Consider the following 23314-nt stretch of genomic DNA (forward strand, 5'->3'; position numbering starts at 1 on the left):
ATGGCTAAAAAATATCACTTATTCGAAGTTTACGGGATTGAACTTGAATATATGCTCGTTAAAAACGATACGCTTAAAGTTGCACCACAAGTAGATGAATTACTAACTCGAAAAGCGGGACATTTAAAAGCCGATATAGAAAATGGTGACATAGCCTGGAGTAACGAATTAGTGGCGCATGTTCTTGAACTAAAAACAAATGGCCCAGCCGAAAGCATAGACAATCTCTCTGATAAATTTCATGCCAATATTTTGGAGATTAACACTCTATTGCAACCGTTAAGAATAGGACTTTTAGGTACAGCATCGCATCCGTTAATGAATCCTAACACTGACACACAACTTTGGAAACATAGCTATAGTGAAGTCTATGCGCTTTACAACACTATTTTTAATTGTAAAGGTCATGGATGGAGCAATGTGCAAAGTACGCATATCAACTTACCATTTTATAACGATAAGGAATTTGAAAAACTACATGCGGCCATTCGTATTATCTTACCATTATTACCTGGCCTATGTGCTAGCTCCCCAATTTTAGAAGGGCAAATCACAGGCTTTAAAGATACGCGTTTAGAGTTTTATAAGACGAACCAAAAAGAAATTCCTGAATTAACCGGATTGGTAATTCCTGAGCGCACATTCTCCAAGTTAGACTATTATGCAACCGTTTTCGAACCTATAAAACACGCAATTAAACCTTACGATAAAAACAAGATTTTGGACCAACATTTTCTAAATTCTCGCGGTGCAATTGCCCGTTTTGACCGTAATGCTATAGAAATTCGTTTAATGGATATTCAAGAATGTCCTAAAGCGGACATTGCTATTTGTGCTTTGGTCATCGAAGTTTTAAAAGCATTGGTCAATAAAGAGTTCTGTACGCTTCAAGTTCAAAAACAATGGACCAAAGAAGATTTGTTCATTATTTTAGATGACGCTATTAGACATGGTGAAAACTCTATGATAGAAAATATAGAGTTTTTAAAATTATTCGGTTTGAATATATCTGCAACAATCAATCATATTTGGAAACAAATGTACGAAGCTGTAAAATCGAAATTGCACAAATCTCATCATCAACCGATTGAATTAATCCTAAAAGAAGGTACCCTCGCTACACGGTTATTGAAAGCCGTAGGCAATGACACTTCAGAAAAACATATCGTTTCAGTATATCGTCAACTTCAGGATTGTTTAAAGACTAATACGCTGTTTCAAGTAAAAAACGACGATAACTAAAATTCGAAATCTAAGAGATACTCATATAACTGCGCCGCACTCGTGCTGAGCGCAGTTAAGGTTTGAAGTTTGAAATTCGATAGATAAAATATATGAAACTTATTTTAACTTGTGAACATGGTGGTAATACTATTCCTGACGCTTACGAAAAACATTTTAAAAATCAGACGGTTTTAAAAACACATCGAGGTTATGATTTGGGTGCTTTAAATTTGTTTCAGTACGTAAAATCATTATCAGATGACGCCTATTTTAGTACTACAAGCCGTTTATTAATAGAGCTAAATCGTTCTTTGTACCACAAACAACTGTTTTCTGAATTTACAAAGCATCTGCCCAAAGAGGATAGAAGTGAAATTATAAAGCATCACTATTTACCTTATAGAACTCAGGTAGAACATAAAATCCGTAATCATATTGAAAATGGCGAAGCGGTTCTTCATTTATCCATGCATAGTTTCACTCCGAAATTACAAGGAAAAATTAGAAACTGTGATATTGGACTACTTTATGATTCTACTAAAAAGAAAGAAAAGCAATTTTGTAAATTGTTTAAGACTGAACTTTTAAAACAAGATTCAGACCTCAATGTAAGATTTAATTTTCCCTATTTAGGAAAAGCAGATGGTTTTACAACGTATTTGCGAAAACAATTTCCGAATAATTATTTAGGTATTGAGATAGAGGTTAATCAGAAATTTGTAGTGAATGGTGTTTTAAACCTTTCGATGAAACAGACGTTCTTCAAAACAATGGAACGACTAACCACTATGAGCTCTTCTTTTCTAAAACATTAAATTGATGATTCTTCCAAAAACTTTCTGTTAAATATTCGCATCGAACATTCTCAGTCGTAACAGTATAAACAAAAGCCGTTAAAGCATTTACATGCGAAATTGTTTGAAGTTTAATGCAGATCTCATAAATTCCCCAATCTAAACCAATACCCGGATGTTAGCATAACTGTTCTCTAAAGCGTCTTTAGATGCTTGATCATCTAACCATTCTACTTTGGTAATACCTTCATTTTCTTCAGGCGAAAGTTTACCATCAAAATCAGTTTTCATTTCAAACCAATACGTTACTTTAATTTTATGTTTACCATTACGCTTAAATATATGATAGGTCGTTGGTAATGGCTTTGTGATTTTTAAACCTCGTACACCTGTTTCCTCTTCAACTTCTCTAATGGCAGTTTCTTCAATAGATTCTTTTTTTTCCGCCTTTCCTTTTGGTAAATCCCATTTATCATTACGATAAATAAACAAAATTTCTTTTTTTGAATTATAGGCTTTTCCTCCGCCCGCAATAACGTTAGGTAAGAGTTTTAGAAATTTTTTAAGGAGCTTATCTTCGTTTTTATGAATTAAATATACAGCCTGTAAATCTGTATTATTTAAGGTCTTTATAACTTTACCAATATTCACCGATTTTAAGAGAAATGATTTAAAATCAGTTTCTTTTTTTATTTCCGTAGTTAAAATTATAGGTTTATCACCTACATAAATAGTGTACATCCTTGAGGTTTGTTTCGACTTTCCTTTTGTAAATTTATTATTTTTTATGACATTTTCTTAAGGAAATAAATTTTTGATAAAATTAAGCTTATAAATTTCATATTCTATGCCGTCATATTTTGTAATATAATCGAAACCATGGCTTTAATTTTAAGGCTAAGAATAAAATTATGTTATACTAACATCTAAAAGATTTTTACTATTGAATAATACGTTTGAAATAAAATTTATATTGAATTAAAATTTACCAACTTGTAAAAATCATTATTTTTGTATCATGATTTTTAATAAAGAAACCGCTAAACAGACCGCCGAGGTTTTACTGCAAATTAATGCTATAAAACTACAACCTAACTCCCCTTTTACTTGGGCTTCTGGTTGGAAATCTCCAATATATTGTGACAATAGAATAGTACTTTCATTTCCACTAATTAGAAATTATATAAGAGAAACCATTGCTAAAAACATTGAAGATCTTTATGGAAAGCCAGATGTTATTGCAGGTGTAGCAACAGGTGCTATTGGCATAGGAGCTTTGGTAGCAGACTACTTAAACCTTCCGTTTATTTATGTAAGACCAGAAGCAAAAAAACACGGCCGTCAAAACCAAATTGAAGGTTATATTGAAAAAGGACAAACTGTGGTGGTTGTTGAAGATTTAATTAGTACAGGAATGAGTAGCTTAAATGCTGTAAGAGCTCTTAAAGACGCTGATGTTAATGTAAAAGGAATGGTGGCGATTTTTTCTTATGGTTTTGATGTGGCTAAAAAGAATTTTGAAGAAGCAGAGATAGAGTTACATACCTTAGGTAATTATCAAAATTTATTAGAACAAGCTGTTGAAAATTATTACATTACTAAAGATGAACAAAATATTTTAGCACAATGGAATGCTAATCCTAGTAATTGGAATACAGATTGATATATTTATAAAATACTATTAGTGGTTAATTTAGATTATAAAAATCATTTTTTTAAAAACTATTTCTTAACGACTAAACTATAAACTACTTAATATAACACACATGAAATTAGAATCACCTAAAGTCACTTTAGATAAATCTGCAGCAGAAACGTTTAATTTTCTTTCTGACATTAAAAATTTTGAAAAATTAATGCCTGAAAACATTAGCAAATTTGAAGTTTTAGATAATGACAAATTTCTGTTTGCATTAAAAGGTATGCCAGAAATTGTCTTGAAGAAAAAAGAAGCTATACCAAATAATAAAATTGTTTTAGGAGCTGCAGGTGGAAAATTAGACTTTGCTTTAATTGCCCATATCACAGAAATTAATGACAATACATCTGAGGTTAAATTAAATTTTGAAGGAGAATTTAATACCATGATAGCAATGATGATTAAAAATCCAATCAAGAAATTTATTGAGACTTTAGCTACCAATATGAAAACAGAGGTTTAATATAATAACTTTACTTCTTTTAAATCGAAGGATTTAATAATTTCATCTTCTGTCCAGATTTGTAATTGTCCGTTTTCAGTGACACCTTTTATAATTCCAACAAAATGTTCATTGTTTGAATTTCTGAAAGTAGAAGGTTTATCTTTTCGGAATAGTAGATTTTCGTATTCCGATTTAATGGTCGTAAACTTCTTGGAATCTAAAATACCCAAATAAATTTTTAACTGTTTTAAAACTTCAGAAAGCACTTCATCTTTATTATAAATAACACCGGTTAACAAACTCATAGAAGTTGCATGTGGCAAGTTGTTGTAAAATTTCTGATTCACATTTATTCCAAAACCAATTATGGAACCTAACAAATTGCTGTTCTTTATGACATTTTCAATTAAAATACCACACAATTTTGTGTCTGCTGACAAAATGTCGTTAGGCCATTTTATCCGTAATTGAGGTATTTTAAAAGTACTTAATGCTTTAAAAATTGCCAAAGAGACGGCCATACTAATATAAAACTGTCTATTAATATCAAAATGCTTTAGTCGCTTAAACACACTTACTGTAAGGTTTTTACCATTTTCAGCTTGCCATATTGCTCCCATCTGTCCCCTTCCTTCATTTTGGGTTTCTGCAACTATTACGGTATAATCTTTAGGCAAAGCAACGTTTACCATATCCTTTAGGTAGGTATTTGTTGAGTCAATGGCATCAAGTTTGATTATATACATTTAATAAACAATTTTATAAGCAAATATATTTTATAGTTTTCTTATGACAATTTAAGAGTTACAAGAACTAAAAAAATAATAACTTTGCACAAAATTAATTCAATTTAATGACGAAAGAAAATACTAATGCAGACCAACTCATTACAACCATAATTGGTGGTATAGAAGAAGTAAAAGGAAAAGAAATTACAATTTTAGATTTAAGAGAAATAGAAAATACAGTTTGTGATTATTTTATTGTTTGCGAAGGTTCTTCCAACACGCAAGTAAACGCAATCGTCAATTCCATACAAAAACAAGTTAGTAAAACACTTAAAGACAAACCTTGGCATGTTGAAGGTACCGACAATGCTGAATGGGTATTGATGGACTATGTGAATGTGGTAGTACATGTTTTTCAAAAACATATAAGAGAATACTACGATATTGAAAGTCTTTGGGGAGATGCTAAAACAACCCAAATAGAAACAAGTTACTAACAACGAGAAACGCTACTAATGGCTAAAGACAATAAAAATTCAAACAAAAAACCAAAACTAAGTCCATATTGGATTTACGGAATTATCATCGCGGTATTTCTATCTATCCAGATATTTTCTGGAGGATTTGGAGGTTCAACTGGTACACAAACCACTCCAGCACAATTTTTAGAATATTTAAATAAAGGGGATGTTGCAAAGATTGAAATTGTTAATAAAAGAGAGGCGAGAGTTTATTTAACTACAGAAGCCAAAGAGCAAGCTCCACACAAAAAAACAAAACCTAATTCTATAATTCCTTCTGTAACACCTACTCCAAATTATAAATTTGAATTTGGAGATCTTCAAAATTTTGAAAAGGAAGTTAATGAAGTAATTAAAACGAATAATCTTGATACCGAATTAGTCTACGAAACTGAACAAAATGTTTGGGGAGATTTCCTACTGACATTATTGCCATTTATTTTAATTATTGGTGTTTGGATTTTCATTATGCGACGTATGTCTGGAGGCGGTGGCGGCGGAGCTGGCGGACAGATTTTCAATATCGGAAAATCTAAAGCCAAACTTTTCGATGAAAAAATCGACACAAAAACGTCTTTCAAAGATGTTGCTGGTTTAGAAGGCGCGAAAGAAGAAGTTCAAGAGATTGTAGATTTCTTGAAATTCCCTGAAAAATATACCGCTTTAGGTGGTAAAATTCCTAAAGGAGCCTTATTAGTTGGCCCTCCGGGAACAGGTAAAACGTTACTAGCTAAAGCTGTTGCAGGTGAAGCACAGGTACCATTTTTCTCTCTATCCGGATCGGATTTTGTTGAAATGTTTGTGGGTGTCGGAGCTTCAAGAGTTAGAGATTTGTTTAAGCAAGCTAAGGAAAAATCCCCGTCAATTATTTTCATTGATGAAATTGATGCCATTGGTAGAGCGAGAGGAAAAAATAACATGTCGGGTTCTAATGACGAACGAGAAAACACCTTGAACCAACTGTTAACTGAGATGGATGGATTTGGGACCAATACAAATGTTATTGTATTGGCAGCAACCAACAGAGCTGATGTTTTAGACAGCGCATTAATGAGAGCTGGTCGTTTTGATCGTCAGATTTATGTTGATTTGCCTGATGTGAGAGAGCGTAAGGAAATTTTTGAAGTGCATTTACGTCCGCTTAAGAAAGAAGAAACTTTAGATATTGATTTCTTAGCCAAGCAAACTCCTGGGTTTTCTGGTGCTGATATCGCCAATGTTTGTAATGAAGCTGCATTAATCGCTGCTAGAAAAGGTAAGAAAGCTGTTAACAAACAAGATTTCTTAGATGCTGTTGATAGAATCATTGGTGGTTTAGAAAAGAAAAATAAAATAATCACTCCAGAGGAAAAACGCGCAGTTGCTTTCCACGAAGCCGGTCATGCTACAGTAAGCTGGATGCTTGAACATGCTGCACCATTAGTAAAAGTAACTATTGTACCAAGAGGTCGATCTTTGGGTGCGGCTTGGTATTTACCTGAAGAACGCTTAATCGTTCATCCTGAGCAAATGCTAGATGAAATGTGTGCTGCTTTAGGAGGTAGAGCTGCAGAGAAAGTGATTTTTGATAAAATTTCTACAGGAGCTTTGAGTGATTTAGAAAAGGTAACTAAACAAGCAAGAGCTATGGTTACTGTTTATGGCTTAAGTGATAAAGTTGGTAACTTAACGTATTATGATTCTTCTGGACAGTCTGAATATGGTTTTACAAAACCTTATAGTGAAAAGACAGCAGAACTTATTGATAAAGAAATTTCGAATATTATCGAAGAGCAGTATCAACGTGCTATTGAATTATTGAAAAACAATAAAGATAAGCTCACAGAATTAGCGGAAGTATTATTAGATAAAGAAGTAATTTTTAAAGATAATCTCGAAAAAATATTTGGAAAGCGTGCGTTTGAAAAACCGGTTATCCATAAAGAAGAGGAAGCGTAAATCTTTTAGACATTCTTATAAAAAACTTAAATTGACCTATTGTTAATTTAAGTTTTTTTATATTTGGGAATCACAGATATATCAGGATTAATAGCAACAATTGAATGAGCTTATTTCGTAAATTCTTCGGCAAAAAGTCTGAACAGACTGAAGAAAACATACCAAATCAAGAGCGTGGCAAATATATGCCTGAAGTTAAGCTACCTGTAGATGAACGTTTTACCATTAACTTTAAGGCTAATGGCGGAAAATTTTTATATTGTGAAAATATTGAAGAGGTAAAAGATAGTTTTAATGCTATTTTACACGAAAACAATTGGCATAACGAAAACGTTTTTCTAATAGACAAACGTTTATCGGAAGTATTCAATGATTTTAATCTCAAAACGACAAAGCAATTAACGGATAGTGCTTATTTTTTATCGACTTGTGAATATTTAATCTCTGATGATGGTTCGTTATTAATATCATCAAATCAAATTGCAGAAAAAAAATTAATAGAATTACCAGATCATTTTATTATTTACGCCACTACTAGTCAATTTGTAGAGACCATAGGAGAAGGTCTTAAGGGTATTAAAGCAAAAAGTAAATCTGCGATACCTACAAACATTACTACCATAAAGCATTTTAAGACGGCCGATGATAAAGACTTTTTAACGTACGGAAGTAGTTCTAAAAACCTATATTTACTTCTACTAGAAGACTTATAATGAAAGAATTAGCTATAAGAGCCTTTTCCGGTGCTATTTATGCCTCACTATTAATTGGCTCCCTCTTTTTACAAGACGCCTCAATTATTTTAATTGGAATATTTGGTATTATTTCTTTATCAGAACTTAGCAATCTAATAAAGTTAAAAGGATACATTCATTATGCTGTTTTTATTCTTATTTATGGTGGATTTTGGTATTTCTGTTTACAGAATTTAGATGTAATAGAAAGTGATAAGGCGATTCAAATTTTAACGGTCATAACTATATTCGTAAATTTAATTTTAATTAAGGATTTATTTACTTCGAAACGAATTCCACTTTTTGAATCTAAACGCTATATCGTTTCCACCTTTTATTTAACTAGTGGTTTTGTTTTTATTTTACTTGTTGCTAATTATCACAATTCATTTACTCCATTGTTACTATTAGGCGCTTTAATTTTAATGTGGATCAACGATAGTGCGGCATATTTAGTAGGTAAGAATTTTGGAAAGCAAAAATTATTTCCGAGTATATCTCCTAAAAAAACAGTTGAAGGTTTCTTAGGCGGCCTATTTTTTGCCTGTGTGTCTAGTTATTTCATTGCTGAATATACGGATACTCTAAATTTTAATTCATGGTTAATATTAGCAATCGTTATCAGTGTTTTTGGTACGCTAGGAGACTTGATTGAATCGAAATTTAAACGCCAAGCGGGTGTAAAAGATAGTGGAGTTATAATGCCAGGGCATGGTGGACTGCTCGATCGATTAGATAGTCTTATATTTGCTGCACCATTTATTTATTTATTTTTAAGAATTTCAGGTCATGTTTCATAAAGAAGGTCATAAAATTATTTTTACAACACTTGTTATTGTTGTAGGTTCATTTTTTTTAATCGACGGTTATATCACAAACGAGTGGATTAGAAAAGGTTTAATGCTAACAATTCTAGTTGTTTTTCTTTTAATTTTACAATTTTTTAGAAACCCGAAACGAAGTACGCTCTCTAATGATAAGCAAGCATTATCGCCTGTAGATGGTAAAGTAGTCGTTATCGAAGAAGTAGAAGAGAATGAAGTGTTTAAAGATAAACGCATACAGGTTTCTGTCTTTATGTCTCCAGTAAATGTACATGTTACTCGTTATCCGATTTCAGGCAATGTTACTTATAGCAAATATCACCCAGGCAAATATTTAGTTGCATGGCACCCGAAAGCTAGTTTAGAAAACGAACGCACAACAGTAGTTGTAGAAAATGAGAGTTTTGGTAAGGTTCTACATCGACAGATTGCAGGAGCACTAGCGAAACGTATCGTTAACTACGCTATAGTGGATACCAAAGTAAATCAAGGTACTGATTCTGGATTTATAAAGTTTGGCTCACGCGTCGATTTATTCTTACCATTAGATGCAGATATTAAAGTAGAACTTAATCAAAAAGTTCGTGGTGGCGAAAGTGTCATTGCTGAGATGAAATGACCTCTAAAGAACTAGATATAGAATTTATTGCGGCTGTTGATCGTGTAAACGAGCATACAGAACCCTTTCCTGCTGATTTTTTATTGCGTCTTTATGCGTATTATAAAAAAGCAACAAATAATTACAGTCGTCCTAGTAGTCGTAAACCTATAATCAACGCGTTTAAAACCAATGCTTTATTTCAAATAAAAGATATTACCGAGGATGAGGCTAAACAAGAATATATCAATCTCGTGACCAATTATTTTCTATACAGAAAATAAAACAGATGTAAGTCAGTCCATTGTTAGATTTGAAATTATAACTAAATTGAACTGAAAGGAGTGGCTTAATTTTGATACCTGAATATAATAATTTAAGCTACTTATATAGGACTCCACATGTCGTTTAGAACTAAGTATATTCCATCAGTCCCGCTTTCTACTTCTTGTTTCTTACCGTAAGTAAATAATACTTTAATCTCTTATTAATGGCAGAGTAGAACAGCGTAATAACCCCTCTTGTTTTGCAATTTCTGCATACGGAACTTCTTCAACTATAAAACCTTTTTCTCGTAGCCAATTATTTAATCTTGTGAAATTTTTCTCAGAAATAATAACCTCTTCAGAGATTGAAAAGACATTACTATTCATGTTATACATTTCTTCTTTTGTAATTTCGAAAACATTGTCTTTCCCAAAGAAATCTAATAACCACTGATATTCTTTTTCAATTAAAAAACCGTTTTTATGTAGAATAGCTTTATCCTTTCCTATAGGTTGAAAACAACAGTCTAAATGCAAAGCATTCTCTTTAGGATCTGTGTTAGACTTACGCAATTCGAAGGCCTTTACAGTTTTATGAGGAAACAATTCTTGTATGGCGATTACCGCATCCATATTAGTACGTGCCGTAATATAATCTTTATAATCCTCCCCTGAATAAGTGCCAATAAATATAAAATCATTCCATGGCATAACATCACCACCTTCTACATGACATTCTTCGGGCAGTTCGATAATATTTGCCTTTTCTATTTTATCCAAAATATGTTGAATAGCTTCATATTCCCGCTCGCGGTCTGGTAAAATGTTTGCTTTAATTAGTTTATCCTCTATAACAAACGCAATATCTCTTGAAAATATTTGATTATAATCTAGAATGACTTTCGGCCTATAAACCGTAACATCATACTTATTAAAAATTGCTGCCACTGCTTCTATTTCCTTTTCCATATCTTCCTCGTTTGGATAAGTACCCGCCTTTATATGCTGTATAGATTTAGGATCATAAGCTTCTGCAATAGATGGAATTGCACCAATACTTTTAGTTGTCCCTAGAATTACGGCCTTGAGCCTTGAGGTTTCATTTTGAATATTTAAATTCATACTATTTAACTATTTATCTTTTTAATCAATCATTACTCAATCGCTCTTAAGAGGACTTGAATTAAAGAAATTCCATTGGTTGTCAACTTAAAATTCAGGATGTTAACACATCTTAATGTTGAAAATAAAAAAAGCTTCATAACAAAATATGAAGCTTATATAAAAATTTTATTATAAATTATCTTTTGTCGATGGCCTTAAAAGGTCTGTGTGTTTCACCAATATACAACTGTCTTGGACGACCAATAGGCTCATTTCGCATACGCATTTCTCTCCATTGAGAAATCCAACCTGGTAGACGTCCCATAGCAAACATTACCGTAAACATTTCTAATGGTATTCCCATGGCTCTGTATATAATCCCGGAGTAGAAATCTACATTCGGATATAATTTACGTTCAACAAAATAAGGGTCTTCCAAAGCTTCTTTTTCTAATGCTTTAGCAATATCTAAAATAGGATCGTCCACACCTAAATCTGCCAATACTTCATCTGCAGCAATCTTTATAATCTTTGCTCTTGGGTCAAAATTCTTATACACTCGATGACCAAAGCCCATTAAACGGAATGGATCATTTTTATCTTTAGCTTTTGCCATGTATTTCTTAGTATCACCACCATCTTCTTTTATAGCTTCAAGCATTTCTAAAACCGCTTGATTGGCACCACCATGAAGTGGTCCCCAAAGTGCAGAGATACCAGAGGCTAGTGACACAAATAAACCAGCATGAGATGAGCCTGCAATTCTAACAGTCGACGTAGAACAATTTTGTTCGTGATCAGCATGTAAAATAAGAAGCTTATCTAAGGCATTTACTAAAATTGGATTCTGTTCATAATCTCCACTTGGGTTTTTAAACATCATCTTTAACAAATTCTCAACATAACCCAATTTGTTATCTCCGTAATCTAGAGGCAACCCATTCTTTTTACGTAATGTCCATGCCACTAAAACAGGAAATTTAGCTAAAATTCTAACAATTGCTTTATACATTTCTTCTTCTGAGCTCACATCTACAGAAGACGGATAAAACGCGGTAAGAGCGCTAGTTAAAGAAGATAAAACACCCATTGGATGCGCAGACTTTGGAAAAGCATCTAAAATCTTTTTAATATCATCATCTACAACAGAATGCGACTTTATATCTTGATCAAATTTATCTAATTGTTGTTGTGTTGGTAATTCCCCAAAGATTAATAAATATGCAACTTCTAAAAAATCAGCTTTTTCTGCTAGTTCTTCTATTGAATAACCTCTATATCTCAAAATTCCTTTCTCACCATCTAAAAACGTAATAGCACTTTCACAACTACCTGTATTTTTATAACCTGGATCTATGGTAATTACTCCATCGGTCGCACCTCTCAACTTTTTAATATCTATAGCGACTTCATTTTCGGTCCCTCTTTTAATAGGAAATTCATACTTTTGATCATTAATTTCTAGGGTTGCTTTATCTGACATAGCTTCTCTTCGGATTTTATAATTATTAGAATCGTAAATTTACGAAATATCAAACGATTTCGAAAGGAGATTTACAATGCTTTTAACATTTCGGAATAGAACAATTTTATGGTTTTTAATTTACAACTTAAACTCAAAAAAATCCAATTATTTTTGCCTTTTATGCCCTTATGAAAAAATTAATCATCCTTATTATTTCAATTTTCGCATTTAGTTTCAGCTTTGCCCAAATTATTAATGTAGAATCATTGAGACGTATTTCAGATACCTCTAAATGGTCTGGTGCGGCAAACCTCGATATTGGATTAATAAAAAATACACAATCCATTTTTAAGATTACTAATAAAATTAGACTTCAATATAATACGGACAAGAATCTATATCTTTTTATTAATGATTTAAAGCTCGAACAAATTGAAGATAATTCTTTTGTAAACAAAGGTATTCAGCATTTAAGATATAACAGAAAACTCGCCGAACGCTTAAAGTTTGAAATATTTGCGCAAAGTCAGTATGATGCCGTTTCTGATATTAAATTTAGAGGCTTGTTAGGTGCTGGACCTCGTTACAAATTATCTAAGAGCAAAGATTATCGCTTTTATTTGGGTACCCTGTTTATGTTTGAGCATGAGGAATCCTCAGATGAAACCATACCCATATTACGAGATTTTAGAGGGAGTGCCTACGTTTCTTGCAGTTTATATCCCTTAACAAATATATCGATAGTGAGCACCACCTATTACCAGCCGCTATTAAAACAATTTTCGGACTACAGAATTTCTAACGAAACATCTCTCGGAATTAAGATATTAGAGAATTTATTGTTTAAAATTTCATTTACATATAATTATGATGCTAATCCTGTTATAGGTATTCCAAATACACAGTACGAATTAACAAACGGAATTGTTTATTCGTTTAATTAAACGCATAAAAAAGCCACTTAAAATAAATTTTTAAATGGCTTTTATTTATGTATAGAAAGTTTTACTTCAGCTTAAAAGCATTTTCACCTGGAAAATAAGCCACATCACCTAATTCCTCTTCAATACGTAATAACTGGTTGTATTTTGCCATACGGTCACTACGAGAAGCAGAACCCGTTTTAATCTGTCCTGTGTTTAATGCTACTGCTAAATCTGCAATGGTATTATCTTCTGTTTCACCAGATCGGTGAGACATCACCGAAGTGTAACCTGCATTGTGTGCCATGTTCACCGCTGCAATCGTTTCTGTTAGGGTACCAATTTGATTCACTTTAATTAAAATAGAGTTGGCAATTCCTTCATTAATACCTCTTTCTAAACGCTCTACATTAGTTACAAATAAATCATCGCCGACTAATTGTACTTTGTCTCCGATTAATTCAGTTAAATATTTAAAGCCGTCCCAATCGTTTTCGTCCATACCATCTTCAATAGAAATAATAGGATATTTGCCGGCTAACTCAGCTAAATATTCAGCTTGCTCTTTACTTGTTCTGATCACACCAGAATCGCCTTCAAATTTTTGGTAATCGTACTTTCCATCTACAAAAAATTCTGCTGCTGCACAATCTAATGCGATTTTTACTTCATCCCCGAATTTGTATCCAGCGATTTCTACTGCTTTTGCAATGGTATCTAATGCATCTTCTGTACCTCCTGGTAAATTCGGTGCAAAACCACCTTCATCTCCAACGGCCGTACTTAAATCTCTATCGTGCAATACTTTTTTAAGATTATGGAAAATCTCTGTTCCCATTTGCATGGCATGTGTAAAGTTTTTAGCTTTCACTGGCATTACCATAAACTCTTGAAATGCGATTGGCGCATCACTATGAGAACCACCATTTATAATATTCATCATTGGTAACGGTAACGTATTTGCAGAAACTCCACCAACATATCTGTATAATGGCATTCCCAATTCATTAGCTGCCGCTTTAGCAACCGCTAAAGAAACACCTAAAATTGCATTAGCACCTAATTTTGATTTGTTTTTTGTCCCATCGAGATCAATCATCATCTGATCGATTGCATTTTGTTCGAAAACTGAAACGCCCAAAAGTTCTTGAGCAATAGCAGAATTTACATTATCAACGGCTTTCAACACCCCTTTACCCATATAGGTGTCGCCACCATCTCTTAATTCAACAGCTTCATGTTCACCTGTTGAAGCTCCAGAAGGCACTGCTGCTCTACCCATAATGCCGTTTTCTGTAATAACATCTACTTCTACGGTTGGATTTCCTCTGGAATCTAAAATTTGTCTTGCGTGTACATTTATAATAATGCTCATTATTGTTGGATTTTATTTTACTTTATTTTCATTTAACAATCTAAAAGGATGTCTGAACTTAGCGTTCATTCCCTTTCAGGTTACTCAAATTTACGAAAATCTAAAGCTTAAAACAGATCATTATTTATATTTATGAATAGTATTTACTATAATGTTTTCGTAACTAAAAAAACGCAATAAAATTTGAGTTTTATTGCGTTTTTCGTATTTATAAACTTAACTATCTTTAATGTTTTCTAAAAACTGATCGAACAGATATAAGGAATCATTTGGCCCCGGACTCGCTTCCGGATGATATTGAACCGAAAAACAGTTCTTATCTTTTATCTTAATGCCAGCAACAGTATTGTCGTTTAAATGCACGTGTGTGATTTCAACATTAGCATTCGCCTCAGTTTCTTCTCTGTTTATAGCGAAACCATGATTTTGGGATGTAATTTCACCTTTACCTGTCACCAAATTTTTCACAGGATGATTTATTCCTCTGTGTCCATTATGCATTTTGTAGGTTGAAATTCCATTTGCTAATGCGATGACTTGATGTCCCAAACAAATTCCAAATAGTGGTTTATTTTTCGAAAGAATTTCTTTAGTTAAAGCTATTGCCTCTGATAACGGTTCCGGATCACCAGGACCATTAGATAAGAAATAACCATCTGGATTAAATGCCTCGAGGTCTTCAAACTTAGCATTGTAAGGAAAGACTTTTATATAAACATCGCGCTTAGCTAAGTTACTTAATATATTCTTTTTAATTCCAATATCTAAGGCTGCAATTTTGTAGGTTGCATTTTCATCACCAACAAAATAAGGCACTTTAGTTGACACTTTAGAGGCTAACTCTAATCCCTTCATAGAAGGAAATTCTGCTAATTGCTTTTTAAGCTCATCTATTTTATGAACTTCAGTTGTAATTACAGCATTCATCGCTCCATTATCTCTTATGTAGCTCACCAACGCTCTCGTATCAACATCTGAAATAGCTAAAGAATTGTGTTTTTCGAAAAATTCTTCTAATGATGCATCTGCTGCTGGCCTAGAATGATTGAAGCTAAAATTCTTACAAATTAATCCTGCAATTTTAACATTATCGGATTCTACTTCATCTTCCTTTGTGCCATAATTTCCGATATGTGCATTGGTAGTAACCATGAGTTGGCCATAATATGAAGGGTCTGTAAATATCTCTTGATAGCCGGTAGTACCGGTATTAAAACAAACTTCTCCAAAAGCGGAACCTTCTTTACCTATTGATTTCCCGTGGAAAATAGTACCATCTGAGAGTAATACAATGGCTTTTTGTCTTTTAGTGTATTTCATTACTTCTTGTTATTCAGATCTGTAAGGATATGAAAACCTCGCAGGTTGCCTAAAAGTTTTGCAAAATTGCATAAAAAAAAGGATAAACTAAAGTGTTTATCCTTTTTTATAATTTCTATTTTTATAATGTATCGTAATATTGAAACATTTGAACAAGATCTTCTTCTTTAGTATAAGATAGTTTTCGATTTTTCTTATACTTAACAACAGCTGATTTTTCTGAATTTAAGACATTCAGTACATTTTTTTTATTTGGCCAAAATTTTTCTATTGCATCGTTTTTATAAAGATATAAATGTTCTTCTGTAACATATTTACCAGGGCCAATAACCGTATTTGTTATTAAATGTAATTCCGGTTCTATTTTGACTATATATTCTTTTAAAAACATCTTGTTATCTTTAAAAGTGTATAACACTTCATAAAATTTATTCTGTACTTTCTTAAAACGTTTGCCATTTACCTCCACTTTATCAATATTCTGAAATGTAAAAATTGAATCTTTTGATAATTCTACGGAGAACTCAGCAATATCCATATTAAAATTAATATTCTTTACGCTGAAGACTTTATCATTATCTGTATATAGTCTAGCTAGATTCTCCCAATTTTTAAACAAATAAACACTACCACTAACTGAGTTGTCACTCATAATTGTGGTGTTTAAAGTAGATGTACCTGTTAAGCCTGAAGCTGGTGAATAACTCACATTTGTTTGCGCTTGAGCAAGAAAACAAAACACAGACATAAAACTAAAAATGATTGAAACTCTCATTATATAAAATTGTTAAAGCGTTAAGATACAAAAAAAGGATAAACTGTACAGTTTATCCTTTTATTTCTAATTATCAGATGATAATTTATTGTCTAGTAAAAAATATAATAGAATACCCTCCTATTTAGGAGACAAATTCTATATCATCTATTCTTCTTCGTTAGAAGCTTTTGTTTCAGTAGCTGCAGGTGCAGTCTCTTTAGCTTTGCTTCCTCCTCTTCTACTTCTACGAGTTTTCTTTTCTGGCTTAGCAGCAGAGTAAAGTTCGTTATAATCAACCAACTCAATCATTGCCATATCAGCATTATCACCTAATCGGTTTCCTAATTTGATAATACGTGTATATCCACCTGGACGATCACCAATTTTTGGTGCTACATCTCTAAATAATTCTGCAACAGCATCTTTTTGTCTTAATTTAGACATAACGATACGTCTATTGTGTGTAGTATCTGCTTTAGATTTTGTAATCATCGGTTCTACAAACTGCTTTAAAGCTTTAGCCTTAGCTACTGTTGTGTTAATACGTTTGTGTTCAATTAAAGAACATGCCATATTAGCCAACATGGCTTTTCTATGTGCTGTTTGTCTTCCTAAATGGTTGAATTTTTTTCCGTGTCTCATGACTTTTGGTTTATCATCTTGCTACCAAACTCTTTTTTGAGGAGCAAAATATGATTATTATTAATTGTTTTAAATATGAATGCCATTTCAGTAGAAACCGAAATGGCAAACTCTATTTAGTCTTTATCTAATTTATATTTGCTTAAATCCATTCCGAAATTTAGACCTTTTACATTCACTAATTCTTCTAGCTCAGTTAAAGATTTTTTACCAAAATTCCTGAATTTCATTAAGTCATTTTTATTGAATGATACTAAGTCACCTAATGTATCTACTTCTGCGGCTTTTAAACAGTTAAGTGCACGTACAGAAAGATCCATATCAACTAATTTAGTTTTCAATAGTTGTCTCATGTGAAGCGATTCTTCATCATAAGTTTCAGTCTGTGCAATTTCATCCGCTTCTAAAGTGATACGCTCATCTGAGAATAACATGAAGTGGTGAATTAATATTTTAGCCGCTTCAGTTAAAGCATCTTTTGGATTGATAGATCCGTCAGTTTGAATTTCAAAAACTAATTTTTCGTAATCCGTTTTTTGCTCTACACGGAAGTTTTCTATACTATATTTTACATTTTTTATAGGTGTAAAAATAGAATCAGTAAATATAGTTCCGATTGGTGCTGAAGCTTTTTTGTTTTCTTCAGCAGGTACGTAACCTCTTCCCTTTTCAATAGTCAATTCCATATTGATATTCACTTTCGGATCTAAGTTACAGATTACTAAATCTGTATTTAAAACTTGGAAGCCAGAAATAAACTTCTGAAAATCACCAGCCGTAATCTGATTTTGTCCTGAGATAGAAATAGTAACTGTTTCATTATCTATTTCATCAATTTGACGCTTAAAGTTTACTTGCTTCAAGTTCAAAATCATTTCAGTAACATCTTCAACAACACCAGAAATTGTAGAAAATTCGTGATCTACACTTTCTATTCTTACCGAAGTGATTGCAAAACCCTCTAAAGAAGATAATAATACACGTCGTAAAGCATTACCAACTGTTAATCCATATCCTGGTTCTAACGGTCTGAATTCGAATTTACCTTCGAAATCAGTAGAATCAATCATGATTACTTTGTCTGGTTTCTGAAAATTTAATATTGCCATATTGTTCTTCGTTTTAATTGTTATTTGGTTGCGCGATTTAAAAGTATGAAGAAGACTAATAAATCCTTTGGCCAAATACCAATATAATTAGTTATTATTTAGAGTAAAGTTCAACGATAAATTGTTCGTTGATTTGTTCTGGTATCTGGATTCTTTCTGGAACAGACACATAAGTTCCTTCCATAGAACCTGTATTCCATGTAATCCACTCAAACACATTGCTAGAGTTAGCTAATGAGTTTTGAATTGCTTCTAAAGATTTTGATTTTTCTCTAACACCAACAACATCACCAGCTTTTAATTGGTATGAAGGTATGTTTACCTTTTCACCATTTACTGTGATATGTCTGTGAGATACTAATTGTCTAGCTCCACTTCTAGAAGGTGAGATACCCATTCTGTAAACAACATTATCTAAACGTGATTCACATAATTGAAGTAAAACTTCACCTGTAATTCCTTTAGCAGCAGTTGCTCTTTTAAACATGTTCCTGAATTGCTTCTCTAATATACCGTAAGTATATTTTGCTTTTTGCTTTTCCATTAATTGGATTGCATATTCAGATTTCTTTCCACGACGACGGTTATTTCCGTGTTGCCCTGGAGGGTAATTTCTTTTTTCGAAGGCTTTGTCATCTCCGAAGATCGCTTGTCCGAATTTACGGGCGATTTTAGTTTTAGGACCAGTATATCTTGCCATTTTAAATTTGTTTTGAGAGTGATTATAGAATTAAGGTCTTAATCTTATCCTTCTAAAACCGTTAATCTCTCGATTGATACTTGTTTAAGAACTTATATACTTTATATAAATTCATTTTTTTCAGTTTGCAAATTTATGCAAAATAAACTAATATCAAACATAAATGAATGATATTAGTTTACTTATAATTTTTAGGAAGGGTTTCTAACCTCTAATTAAGTAGAAACTGAAATAAATTCAGATTAAACTCTACGTCTTTTAGGAGGACGACAACCGTTATGTGGCATTGGAGTTACATCAATAATTTCTGAAACTTCAATACCTGCATTATGTATAGATCTGATAGCAGATTCTCTACCGTTACCAGGTCCTTTTACGTAAGCTTTTACTTTCTTTAATCCAGCTTCCTTTGCTACACCTGCAGCATCTTCCGCCGCTAATTGTGCAGCGTATGGTGTGTTCTTTTTAGAACCTCTAAAACCCATTTTACCTGCTGATGACCAAGAAATAACGTCACCTTTTTTGTTTGTTAAAGAAATAATGATGTTGTTAAAAGACGCTGTGATATGCGCTTCACCTACTGCATCAACTATAACTTTACGTTTTTTAGTACTTGCCTTTGCCATGTTTACTTTTAGTTTTTAGTATTAGTATAAAGTCGCTAGAATCCTAAACCGTTAAATTTCAAACAGATTCTTTCCAACGTCTAAAGACCAAAGACTATTTTATTATTTAGTTACTTTCTTCTTGTTAGCAACCGTTTTTCTTCTACCTTTTCTAGTACGAGAGTTATTCTTTGTACGTTGCCCTCTTAATGGAAGACCTGATCTATGACGAATACCTCTGTAACATCCAATATCCATTAATCGCTTAATGTTATTTTTAGTTTCAGAACGTAACTCACCTTCGATAGTAAATGTTCCAACAGCTTCACGGATTGCTCCGATTTCGTCGTCAGACCAATCTTGTACTTTAGTGCTTTCGTCAACTTTAGCTTCAGCTAAAATTTCTTTCGCTCTACTTCTACCTACTCCGTAGATATAAGTTAAAGAGATCACTCCTCTTTTGTTTTTTGGTATGTCTACACCTGCAATTCTTGCCATAATTTACCCTTGTCTTTGTTTGAATCTAGGATTCTTTTTGTTAATGACGTAAAGTCTACCTTTTCTGCGCACTAATTTACAGTCTGCGCTTCTTTTCTTTACTGATGCTCTTACTTTCATAATAATTCAATATTCAAGATTCTTAATTCAAGGTTCAATTAAACTTTAAACTTTGAACTTTGAACTTTTTTAGTATCTATAAGTTATACGAGCCTTCGTTAAATCGTAAGGACTCATTTCTAATTTTACCTTGTCTCCAGGTAACAATTTTATATAATGCATACGCATTTTACCAGAGATATGTGCGGTCACAATATGACCATTTTCTAATTCAACACGAAACATAGCATTTGATAATGCTTCTATTATTGTCCCGTCTTGTTCTATTGCTGCTTGTTTTGCCATAATATATTTTTAGTTTTCAGTCTTCAAATTGCAAATACCTTGCCTAAAATTTTTAGACTGACATCTAAACACGTTTTACCTATTGCGCAACCGCTTTTCTATTCTTACCCGTTTTCATCAATCCATCATAATGCTTATTCAATAAATAAGAATTAATCTGTTGCATAGTATCAATAGCTACACCAACCATAATTAATAGTGATGTACCTCCAAAGAATAACGCCCAACCTGCTTGCACATTCATTAATTTCATAACAAATGCTGGAAAAATAGCTACTAAAGCTAAAAATATAGATCCTGGCAATGTAATCTGAGACATTATTTTATCTAAATACTCAGAAGTTTCTGAACCTGGACGGATACCTGGAATAAAACCACCACTACGTTTTAAATCGTCAGCCATTTTATTCGTTGGTACAGTTATAGCCGTATAGAAATATGTGAATATTATAATCAATAAAGCAAATACTAGATTATACCAAAAACCAAACATGTCTGAAAAATTAGATTGCATCCAAACCCCTGCGCTAGTATCTTTTAACCATGATGAGCCGCCAATTAAACCAGGCACAAACATAATAGCTTGAGCAAAGATAATAGGCATTACACCAGAAGCATTTAATTTTAATGGTAAAAATTGACGAGATCCAAAGGCATTCTTTTCATATCCACCAGATGCTGTTCTTCTTGCATATTGTACAGCTATCTTTCTAACCGCCATAACTAAGAATACAGAAGCCAATATGATTAAGAACCAAATAACCATCTCAATTAATATCATCATAAAACCACCATTACCACCTTCTAATCTCGAAGCCGCATTTTGTAAAAATGATTGAGGTAATGTAGCAATAATACCAACCATAATTAATAATGAAATACCATTACCAATTCCTTTATCTGTAATTTTTTCACCTAACCACATTGCAAATACACAACCTGTTACAAGAATAATTACTGATGAGAAGTAGAAAACGTTTTCACTAAAGCCTGGCACTAACAAAGACCCCATTGAAGAGGCTCCAGATAATGCTGGAATGCTTGCTAAATAACCTGGTGCTTGCACCAAACAAATACCTATTGTTAACCAACGCGTAATCTGCGTGATTTTCTTTTGGCCACTAGCACCTTCTTTTTGAAGTTTCTGTAAATAAGGAATAGCTATCCCCATTAACTGAACCACAATTGAAGCAGAAATATATGGCATAATACCTAAGGCAAACACTGAGGCATTAGCAAACGCTCCCCCTGTAAAAGCATTTAATAATCCTAGGATTCCACCATCCATACCAGCTTGTAAACCACCTAAGGCATCGATATTAATACCAGGTAAAACAACCTGAGCACCAAAACGATAAACCAAAAGCAAACCTAAGGTTAGAATAATTCTATCCTTAAGTTCTGTGATTTTCCAAACGTTTTTTAATGTTTCTATTATTTTCATCCTATAATCTTATAAAGTTACAGCTTCACCACCAGCAGCTTCAATAGCAGCCTTTGCCGTAGCAGTAAATTTATGAGCAGTTACGGTTAATTTTGTTTTTAACTCACCTCTACCTAAGATTTTTACCAGCTCATTTTTGCCAGCTAGTCCCATAGATACTAAAGATTCGAAATCAACACTATCGTTTATTTTCTTTTCATCTACTAACTGCTGTAAAGTATCTAAGTTTACACCTTGGTACTCCACTCTGTTAATATTTGTAAATCCAAATTTAGGCACACGTCTTTGTAATGGCATTTGACCACCTTCAAATCCTAATTTCTTAGAATAACCTGAACGCGACTTAGCTCCTTTGTGTCCACGAGTTGCGGTACCACCTTTACCAGATCCTTGTCCACGACCAATACGCTTTCCTTGATTTTTTACTGAACCTTCTGCAGGTTTTAAATTACTTAAATCCATTGTTAAGTTATATTTTTAAGCTTCTTCTACAGAAACTAAATGTTCAACTTTCTTAACCATACCAAGAATACTTGATGTAGCTTCGTGCTCCTTTACTTGCCCAATCTTGTTAAGACCTAAAGCTTCTAATGTCTGCTTTTGTCTTTTAGTACGATTGATTGCACTTTTTACTTTAGTTACTTTAATCTTTGCCATCTTGTCCTTGATTATCCGTTAAATACTTTTTCAAGTGATATTCCACGCTCCTTAGCTACAGATTTAGCATCTCTTAATTGTAATAAAGCATCAAAAGTTGCTTTTACTACATTATGAGGGTTAGAAGATCCTTGAGACTTAGATAATACATCGTGTACACCCACTGCTTCAAGAACAATTCTTACCGCACCACCTGCAATTACTCCTGTACCAGGTGCAGCTGGAATAATGTTAACTCTAGCTCCTCCATACTTACCTTTTTGCTCGTGTGGAATAGTACCTTTTAGAATAGGAATTCTTACTAAGTTTTTCTTAGCATCTTCAACACCTTTAGCAATTGCAGTAGCAACATCTTTAGACTTACCTAAACCTTGTCCTACTACATTTGTTTCGTCACCTACAACAACAATTGCAGAAAAACCGAATGCTCTACCACCTTTTGTTACTTTAGTTACACGCTGAACGCCAACTAAGCGATCTTTTAATTCTAATCCGCCTGGTTTAACAAGCTCTGCGTTTTTATATTTTTGATACATAAT

General features: G+C 32.9%; 29 protein-coding genes. 11 read left to right on the forward strand and 18 right to left on the reverse strand.

From position 1 onward, the window contains the following. Together QMA06_RS07815 and QMA06_RS07820 are read left to right on the forward strand one after the other, a co-directional pair. Positions 1-1242 (forward strand): glutamate-cysteine ligase family protein, encoded by a 1242-nt coding sequence (locus QMA06_RS07815; RefSeq protein ID WP_290206316.1) that lies wholly within the window; start codon positions 1-3, stop codon positions 1240-1242. 92 nt (positions 1243-1334) lie between these two features. After that, entirely contained in the window at positions 1335-2039 is a 705-nt protein-coding gene (locus QMA06_RS07820; protein ID WP_290206317.1) for an N-formylglutamate amidohydrolase, read from the forward strand. A 138-nt stretch (positions 2040-2177) separates the two neighbouring features. Here QMA06_RS07820 and QMA06_RS07825 read toward each other — a convergent pair whose 3' ends face one another. Beyond that, the gene (locus QMA06_RS07825) at positions 2178-2759 is read right to left on the reverse strand and encodes an NUDIX hydrolase (protein ID WP_290206318.1); all 582 of its coding nucleotides are present in this window, start codon (positions 2757-2759) and stop codon (positions 2178-2180) included. A gap of 277 nt (positions 2760-3036) precedes the next feature. Between QMA06_RS07825 and pyrE the strand changes: the two genes are divergently transcribed. Then, positions 3037-3681 (forward strand): orotate phosphoribosyltransferase, encoded by a 645-nt coding sequence (pyrE, locus tag QMA06_RS07830; protein WP_290206319.1) that lies wholly within the window; start codon positions 3037-3039, stop codon positions 3679-3681. Between the two features lie 103 nt (positions 3682-3784). Next, entirely contained in the window at positions 3785-4180 is a 396-nt protein-coding gene (locus QMA06_RS07835; protein ID WP_290206320.1) for an SRPBCC family protein, read from the forward strand. On the opposite strand, the gene QMA06_RS07840 is transcribed toward QMA06_RS07835, so the two are convergent. Beyond that, the gene (locus QMA06_RS07840; RefSeq protein WP_290206321.1) at positions 4177-4908 is read right to left on the reverse strand and encodes a biotin--[acetyl-CoA-carboxylase] ligase; all 732 of its coding nucleotides are present in this window, start codon (positions 4906-4908) and stop codon (positions 4177-4179) included. The genes QMA06_RS07835 and QMA06_RS07840 overlap by 4 nt on opposite strands. Positions 4909-5015: 107 nt before the next feature. On the opposite strand from QMA06_RS07840, the gene rsfS reads away from it, so the two are divergent. The 6 genes from rsfS to QMA06_RS07870 all read left to right on the forward strand — a co-directional run bounded on the left by rsfS (position 5016) and on the right by QMA06_RS07870 (position 9789). Further along, positions 5016-5387, forward strand: a complete 372-nt coding sequence (gene rsfS, locus QMA06_RS07845) for a ribosome silencing factor (protein ID WP_290206322.1) — start codon at positions 5016-5018, stop codon at positions 5385-5387. An 18-nt stretch (positions 5388-5405) separates the two neighbouring features. Continuing rightward, positions 5406-7349 (forward strand): ATP-dependent zinc metalloprotease FtsH, encoded by a 1944-nt coding sequence (gene ftsH / locus QMA06_RS07850; RefSeq protein WP_290206323.1) that lies wholly within the window; start codon positions 5406-5408, stop codon positions 7347-7349. A 104-nt stretch (positions 7350-7453) separates the two neighbouring features. Next, on the forward strand, positions 7454-8062 hold the full coding sequence (locus tag QMA06_RS07855; RefSeq protein ID WP_290206324.1) for an LUD domain-containing protein: 609 nt from the start codon (positions 7454-7456) through the stop codon (positions 8060-8062). After that, positions 8062-8883, forward strand: coding sequence for a phosphatidate cytidylyltransferase (locus tag QMA06_RS07860; RefSeq protein ID WP_290206325.1), 822 nt, complete (start codon positions 8062-8064; stop codon positions 8881-8883). Before QMA06_RS07855 ends, QMA06_RS07860 begins: the two co-directional genes overlap by 1 nt. Continuing rightward, on the forward strand, positions 8873-9526 hold the full coding sequence (locus QMA06_RS07865) for a phosphatidylserine decarboxylase family protein (RefSeq protein WP_290206326.1): 654 nt from the start codon (positions 8873-8875) through the stop codon (positions 9524-9526). The genes QMA06_RS07860 and QMA06_RS07865 overlap by 11 nt, the downstream gene beginning before the upstream one ends. After that, positions 9523-9789 (forward strand): acyl-CoA-binding protein, encoded by a 267-nt coding sequence (locus tag QMA06_RS07870; RefSeq protein ID WP_290206327.1) that lies wholly within the window; start codon positions 9523-9525, stop codon positions 9787-9789. Before QMA06_RS07865 ends, QMA06_RS07870 begins: the two co-directional genes overlap by 4 nt. 192 nt (positions 9790-9981) lie before the next feature. Here QMA06_RS07870 and QMA06_RS07875 read toward each other — a convergent pair whose 3' ends face one another. Together QMA06_RS07875 and QMA06_RS07880 are read right to left on the reverse strand one after the other, a co-directional pair. Continuing rightward, entirely contained in the window at positions 9982-10893 is a 912-nt protein-coding gene (locus QMA06_RS07875; RefSeq protein WP_290206328.1) for a dimethylarginine dimethylaminohydrolase family protein, read from the reverse strand. A 178-nt stretch (positions 10894-11071) separates the two neighbouring features. Next, on the reverse strand, positions 11072-12358 hold the full coding sequence (locus tag QMA06_RS07880; RefSeq protein WP_290206329.1) for a citrate synthase: 1287 nt from the start codon (positions 12356-12358) through the stop codon (positions 11072-11074). 170 nt (positions 12359-12528) lie between these two features. Between QMA06_RS07880 and QMA06_RS07885 the strand changes: the two genes are divergently transcribed. Next, positions 12529-13284: a DUF481 domain-containing protein gene (locus QMA06_RS07885; protein WP_290206330.1), complete on the forward strand. Its 756-nt coding sequence runs from the start codon at positions 12529-12531 to the stop codon at positions 13282-13284. A 61-nt stretch (positions 13285-13345) separates the two neighbouring features. Here QMA06_RS07885 and eno read toward each other — a convergent pair whose 3' ends face one another. The 14 genes from eno to rpsE all read right to left on the reverse strand — a co-directional run bounded on the left by eno (position 13346) and on the right by rpsE (position 23311). Beyond that, the gene (gene eno, locus QMA06_RS07890) at positions 13346-14638 is read right to left on the reverse strand and encodes a phosphopyruvate hydratase (protein ID WP_290206331.1); all 1293 of its coding nucleotides are present in this window, start codon (positions 14636-14638) and stop codon (positions 13346-13348) included. A gap of 216 nt (positions 14639-14854) precedes the next feature. Further along, positions 14855-15958, reverse strand: coding sequence for a glutamine-hydrolyzing carbamoyl-phosphate synthase small subunit (gene carA / locus QMA06_RS07895; RefSeq protein ID WP_290206332.1), 1104 nt, complete (start codon positions 15956-15958; stop codon positions 14855-14857). Positions 15959-16079: 121 nt separating this feature from the next. Further along, on the reverse strand, positions 16080-16733 hold the full coding sequence (locus QMA06_RS07900) for a hypothetical protein (protein ID WP_290206333.1): 654 nt from the start codon (positions 16731-16733) through the stop codon (positions 16080-16082). A gap of 147 nt (positions 16734-16880) precedes the next feature. After that, positions 16881-17357 carry a 50S ribosomal protein L17 gene (gene rplQ / locus QMA06_RS07905; protein ID WP_290206334.1) on the reverse strand — a complete coding sequence of 159 codons (477 nt, stop codon included), beginning with the start codon at positions 17355-17357 and terminating at the stop codon, positions 16881-16883. A gap of 116 nt (positions 17358-17473) precedes the next feature. Further along, a complete protein-coding gene (locus QMA06_RS07910; RefSeq protein ID WP_290206335.1) occupies positions 17474-18466 on the reverse strand; it encodes a DNA-directed RNA polymerase subunit alpha in 993 nt (330 codons plus the stop codon). A 94-nt stretch (positions 18467-18560) separates the two neighbouring features. Further along, positions 18561-19166, reverse strand: coding sequence for a 30S ribosomal protein S4 (gene rpsD, locus QMA06_RS07915; protein ID WP_290206336.1), 606 nt, complete (start codon positions 19164-19166; stop codon positions 18561-18563). 242 nt (positions 19167-19408) lie between these two features. Beyond that, positions 19409-19792: a 30S ribosomal protein S11 gene (gene rpsK / locus QMA06_RS07920; protein WP_290206337.1), complete on the reverse strand. Its 384-nt coding sequence runs from the start codon at positions 19790-19792 to the stop codon at positions 19409-19411. A gap of 102 nt (positions 19793-19894) precedes the next feature. After that, a complete protein-coding gene (gene rpsM / locus QMA06_RS07925) occupies positions 19895-20269 on the reverse strand; it encodes a 30S ribosomal protein S13 (protein WP_290206338.1) in 375 nt (124 codons plus the stop codon). Between the two features lie 3 nt (positions 20270-20272). Then, a complete protein-coding gene (gene ykgO, locus QMA06_RS07930; protein ID WP_008269159.1) occupies positions 20273-20389 on the reverse strand; it encodes a type B 50S ribosomal protein L36 in 117 nt (38 codons plus the stop codon). A gap of 69 nt (positions 20390-20458) precedes the next feature. Then, a complete protein-coding gene (gene infA, locus QMA06_RS07935; RefSeq protein ID WP_007094967.1) occupies positions 20459-20674 on the reverse strand; it encodes a translation initiation factor IF-1 in 216 nt (71 codons plus the stop codon). Between the two features lie 79 nt (positions 20675-20753). Then, positions 20754-22118 carry a preprotein translocase subunit SecY gene (secY, locus tag QMA06_RS07940; protein ID WP_290206339.1) on the reverse strand — a complete coding sequence of 455 codons (1365 nt, stop codon included), beginning with the start codon at positions 22116-22118 and terminating at the stop codon, positions 20754-20756. Between the two features lie 9 nt (positions 22119-22127). Continuing rightward, positions 22128-22580 carry a 50S ribosomal protein L15 gene (rplO, locus tag QMA06_RS07945; protein WP_290206340.1) on the reverse strand — a complete coding sequence of 151 codons (453 nt, stop codon included), beginning with the start codon at positions 22578-22580 and terminating at the stop codon, positions 22128-22130. Positions 22581-22595: 15 nt separating this feature from the next. After that, on the reverse strand, positions 22596-22775 hold the full coding sequence (gene rpmD, locus QMA06_RS07950; RefSeq protein ID WP_092446815.1) for a 50S ribosomal protein L30: 180 nt from the start codon (positions 22773-22775) through the stop codon (positions 22596-22598). Between the two features lie 11 nt (positions 22776-22786). Continuing rightward, entirely contained in the window at positions 22787-23311 is a 525-nt protein-coding gene (rpsE, locus tag QMA06_RS07955) for a 30S ribosomal protein S5 (protein ID WP_290206341.1), read from the reverse strand. Positions 23312-23314: the final 3 nt, after the last annotated feature.

The sequence above is a fragment of the Winogradskyella bathintestinalis genome, assembly GCF_030407435.1.
In the GTDB taxonomy this organism is placed as follows: domain Bacteria; phylum Bacteroidota; class Bacteroidia; order Flavobacteriales; family Flavobacteriaceae; genus Winogradskyella; species Winogradskyella bathintestinalis.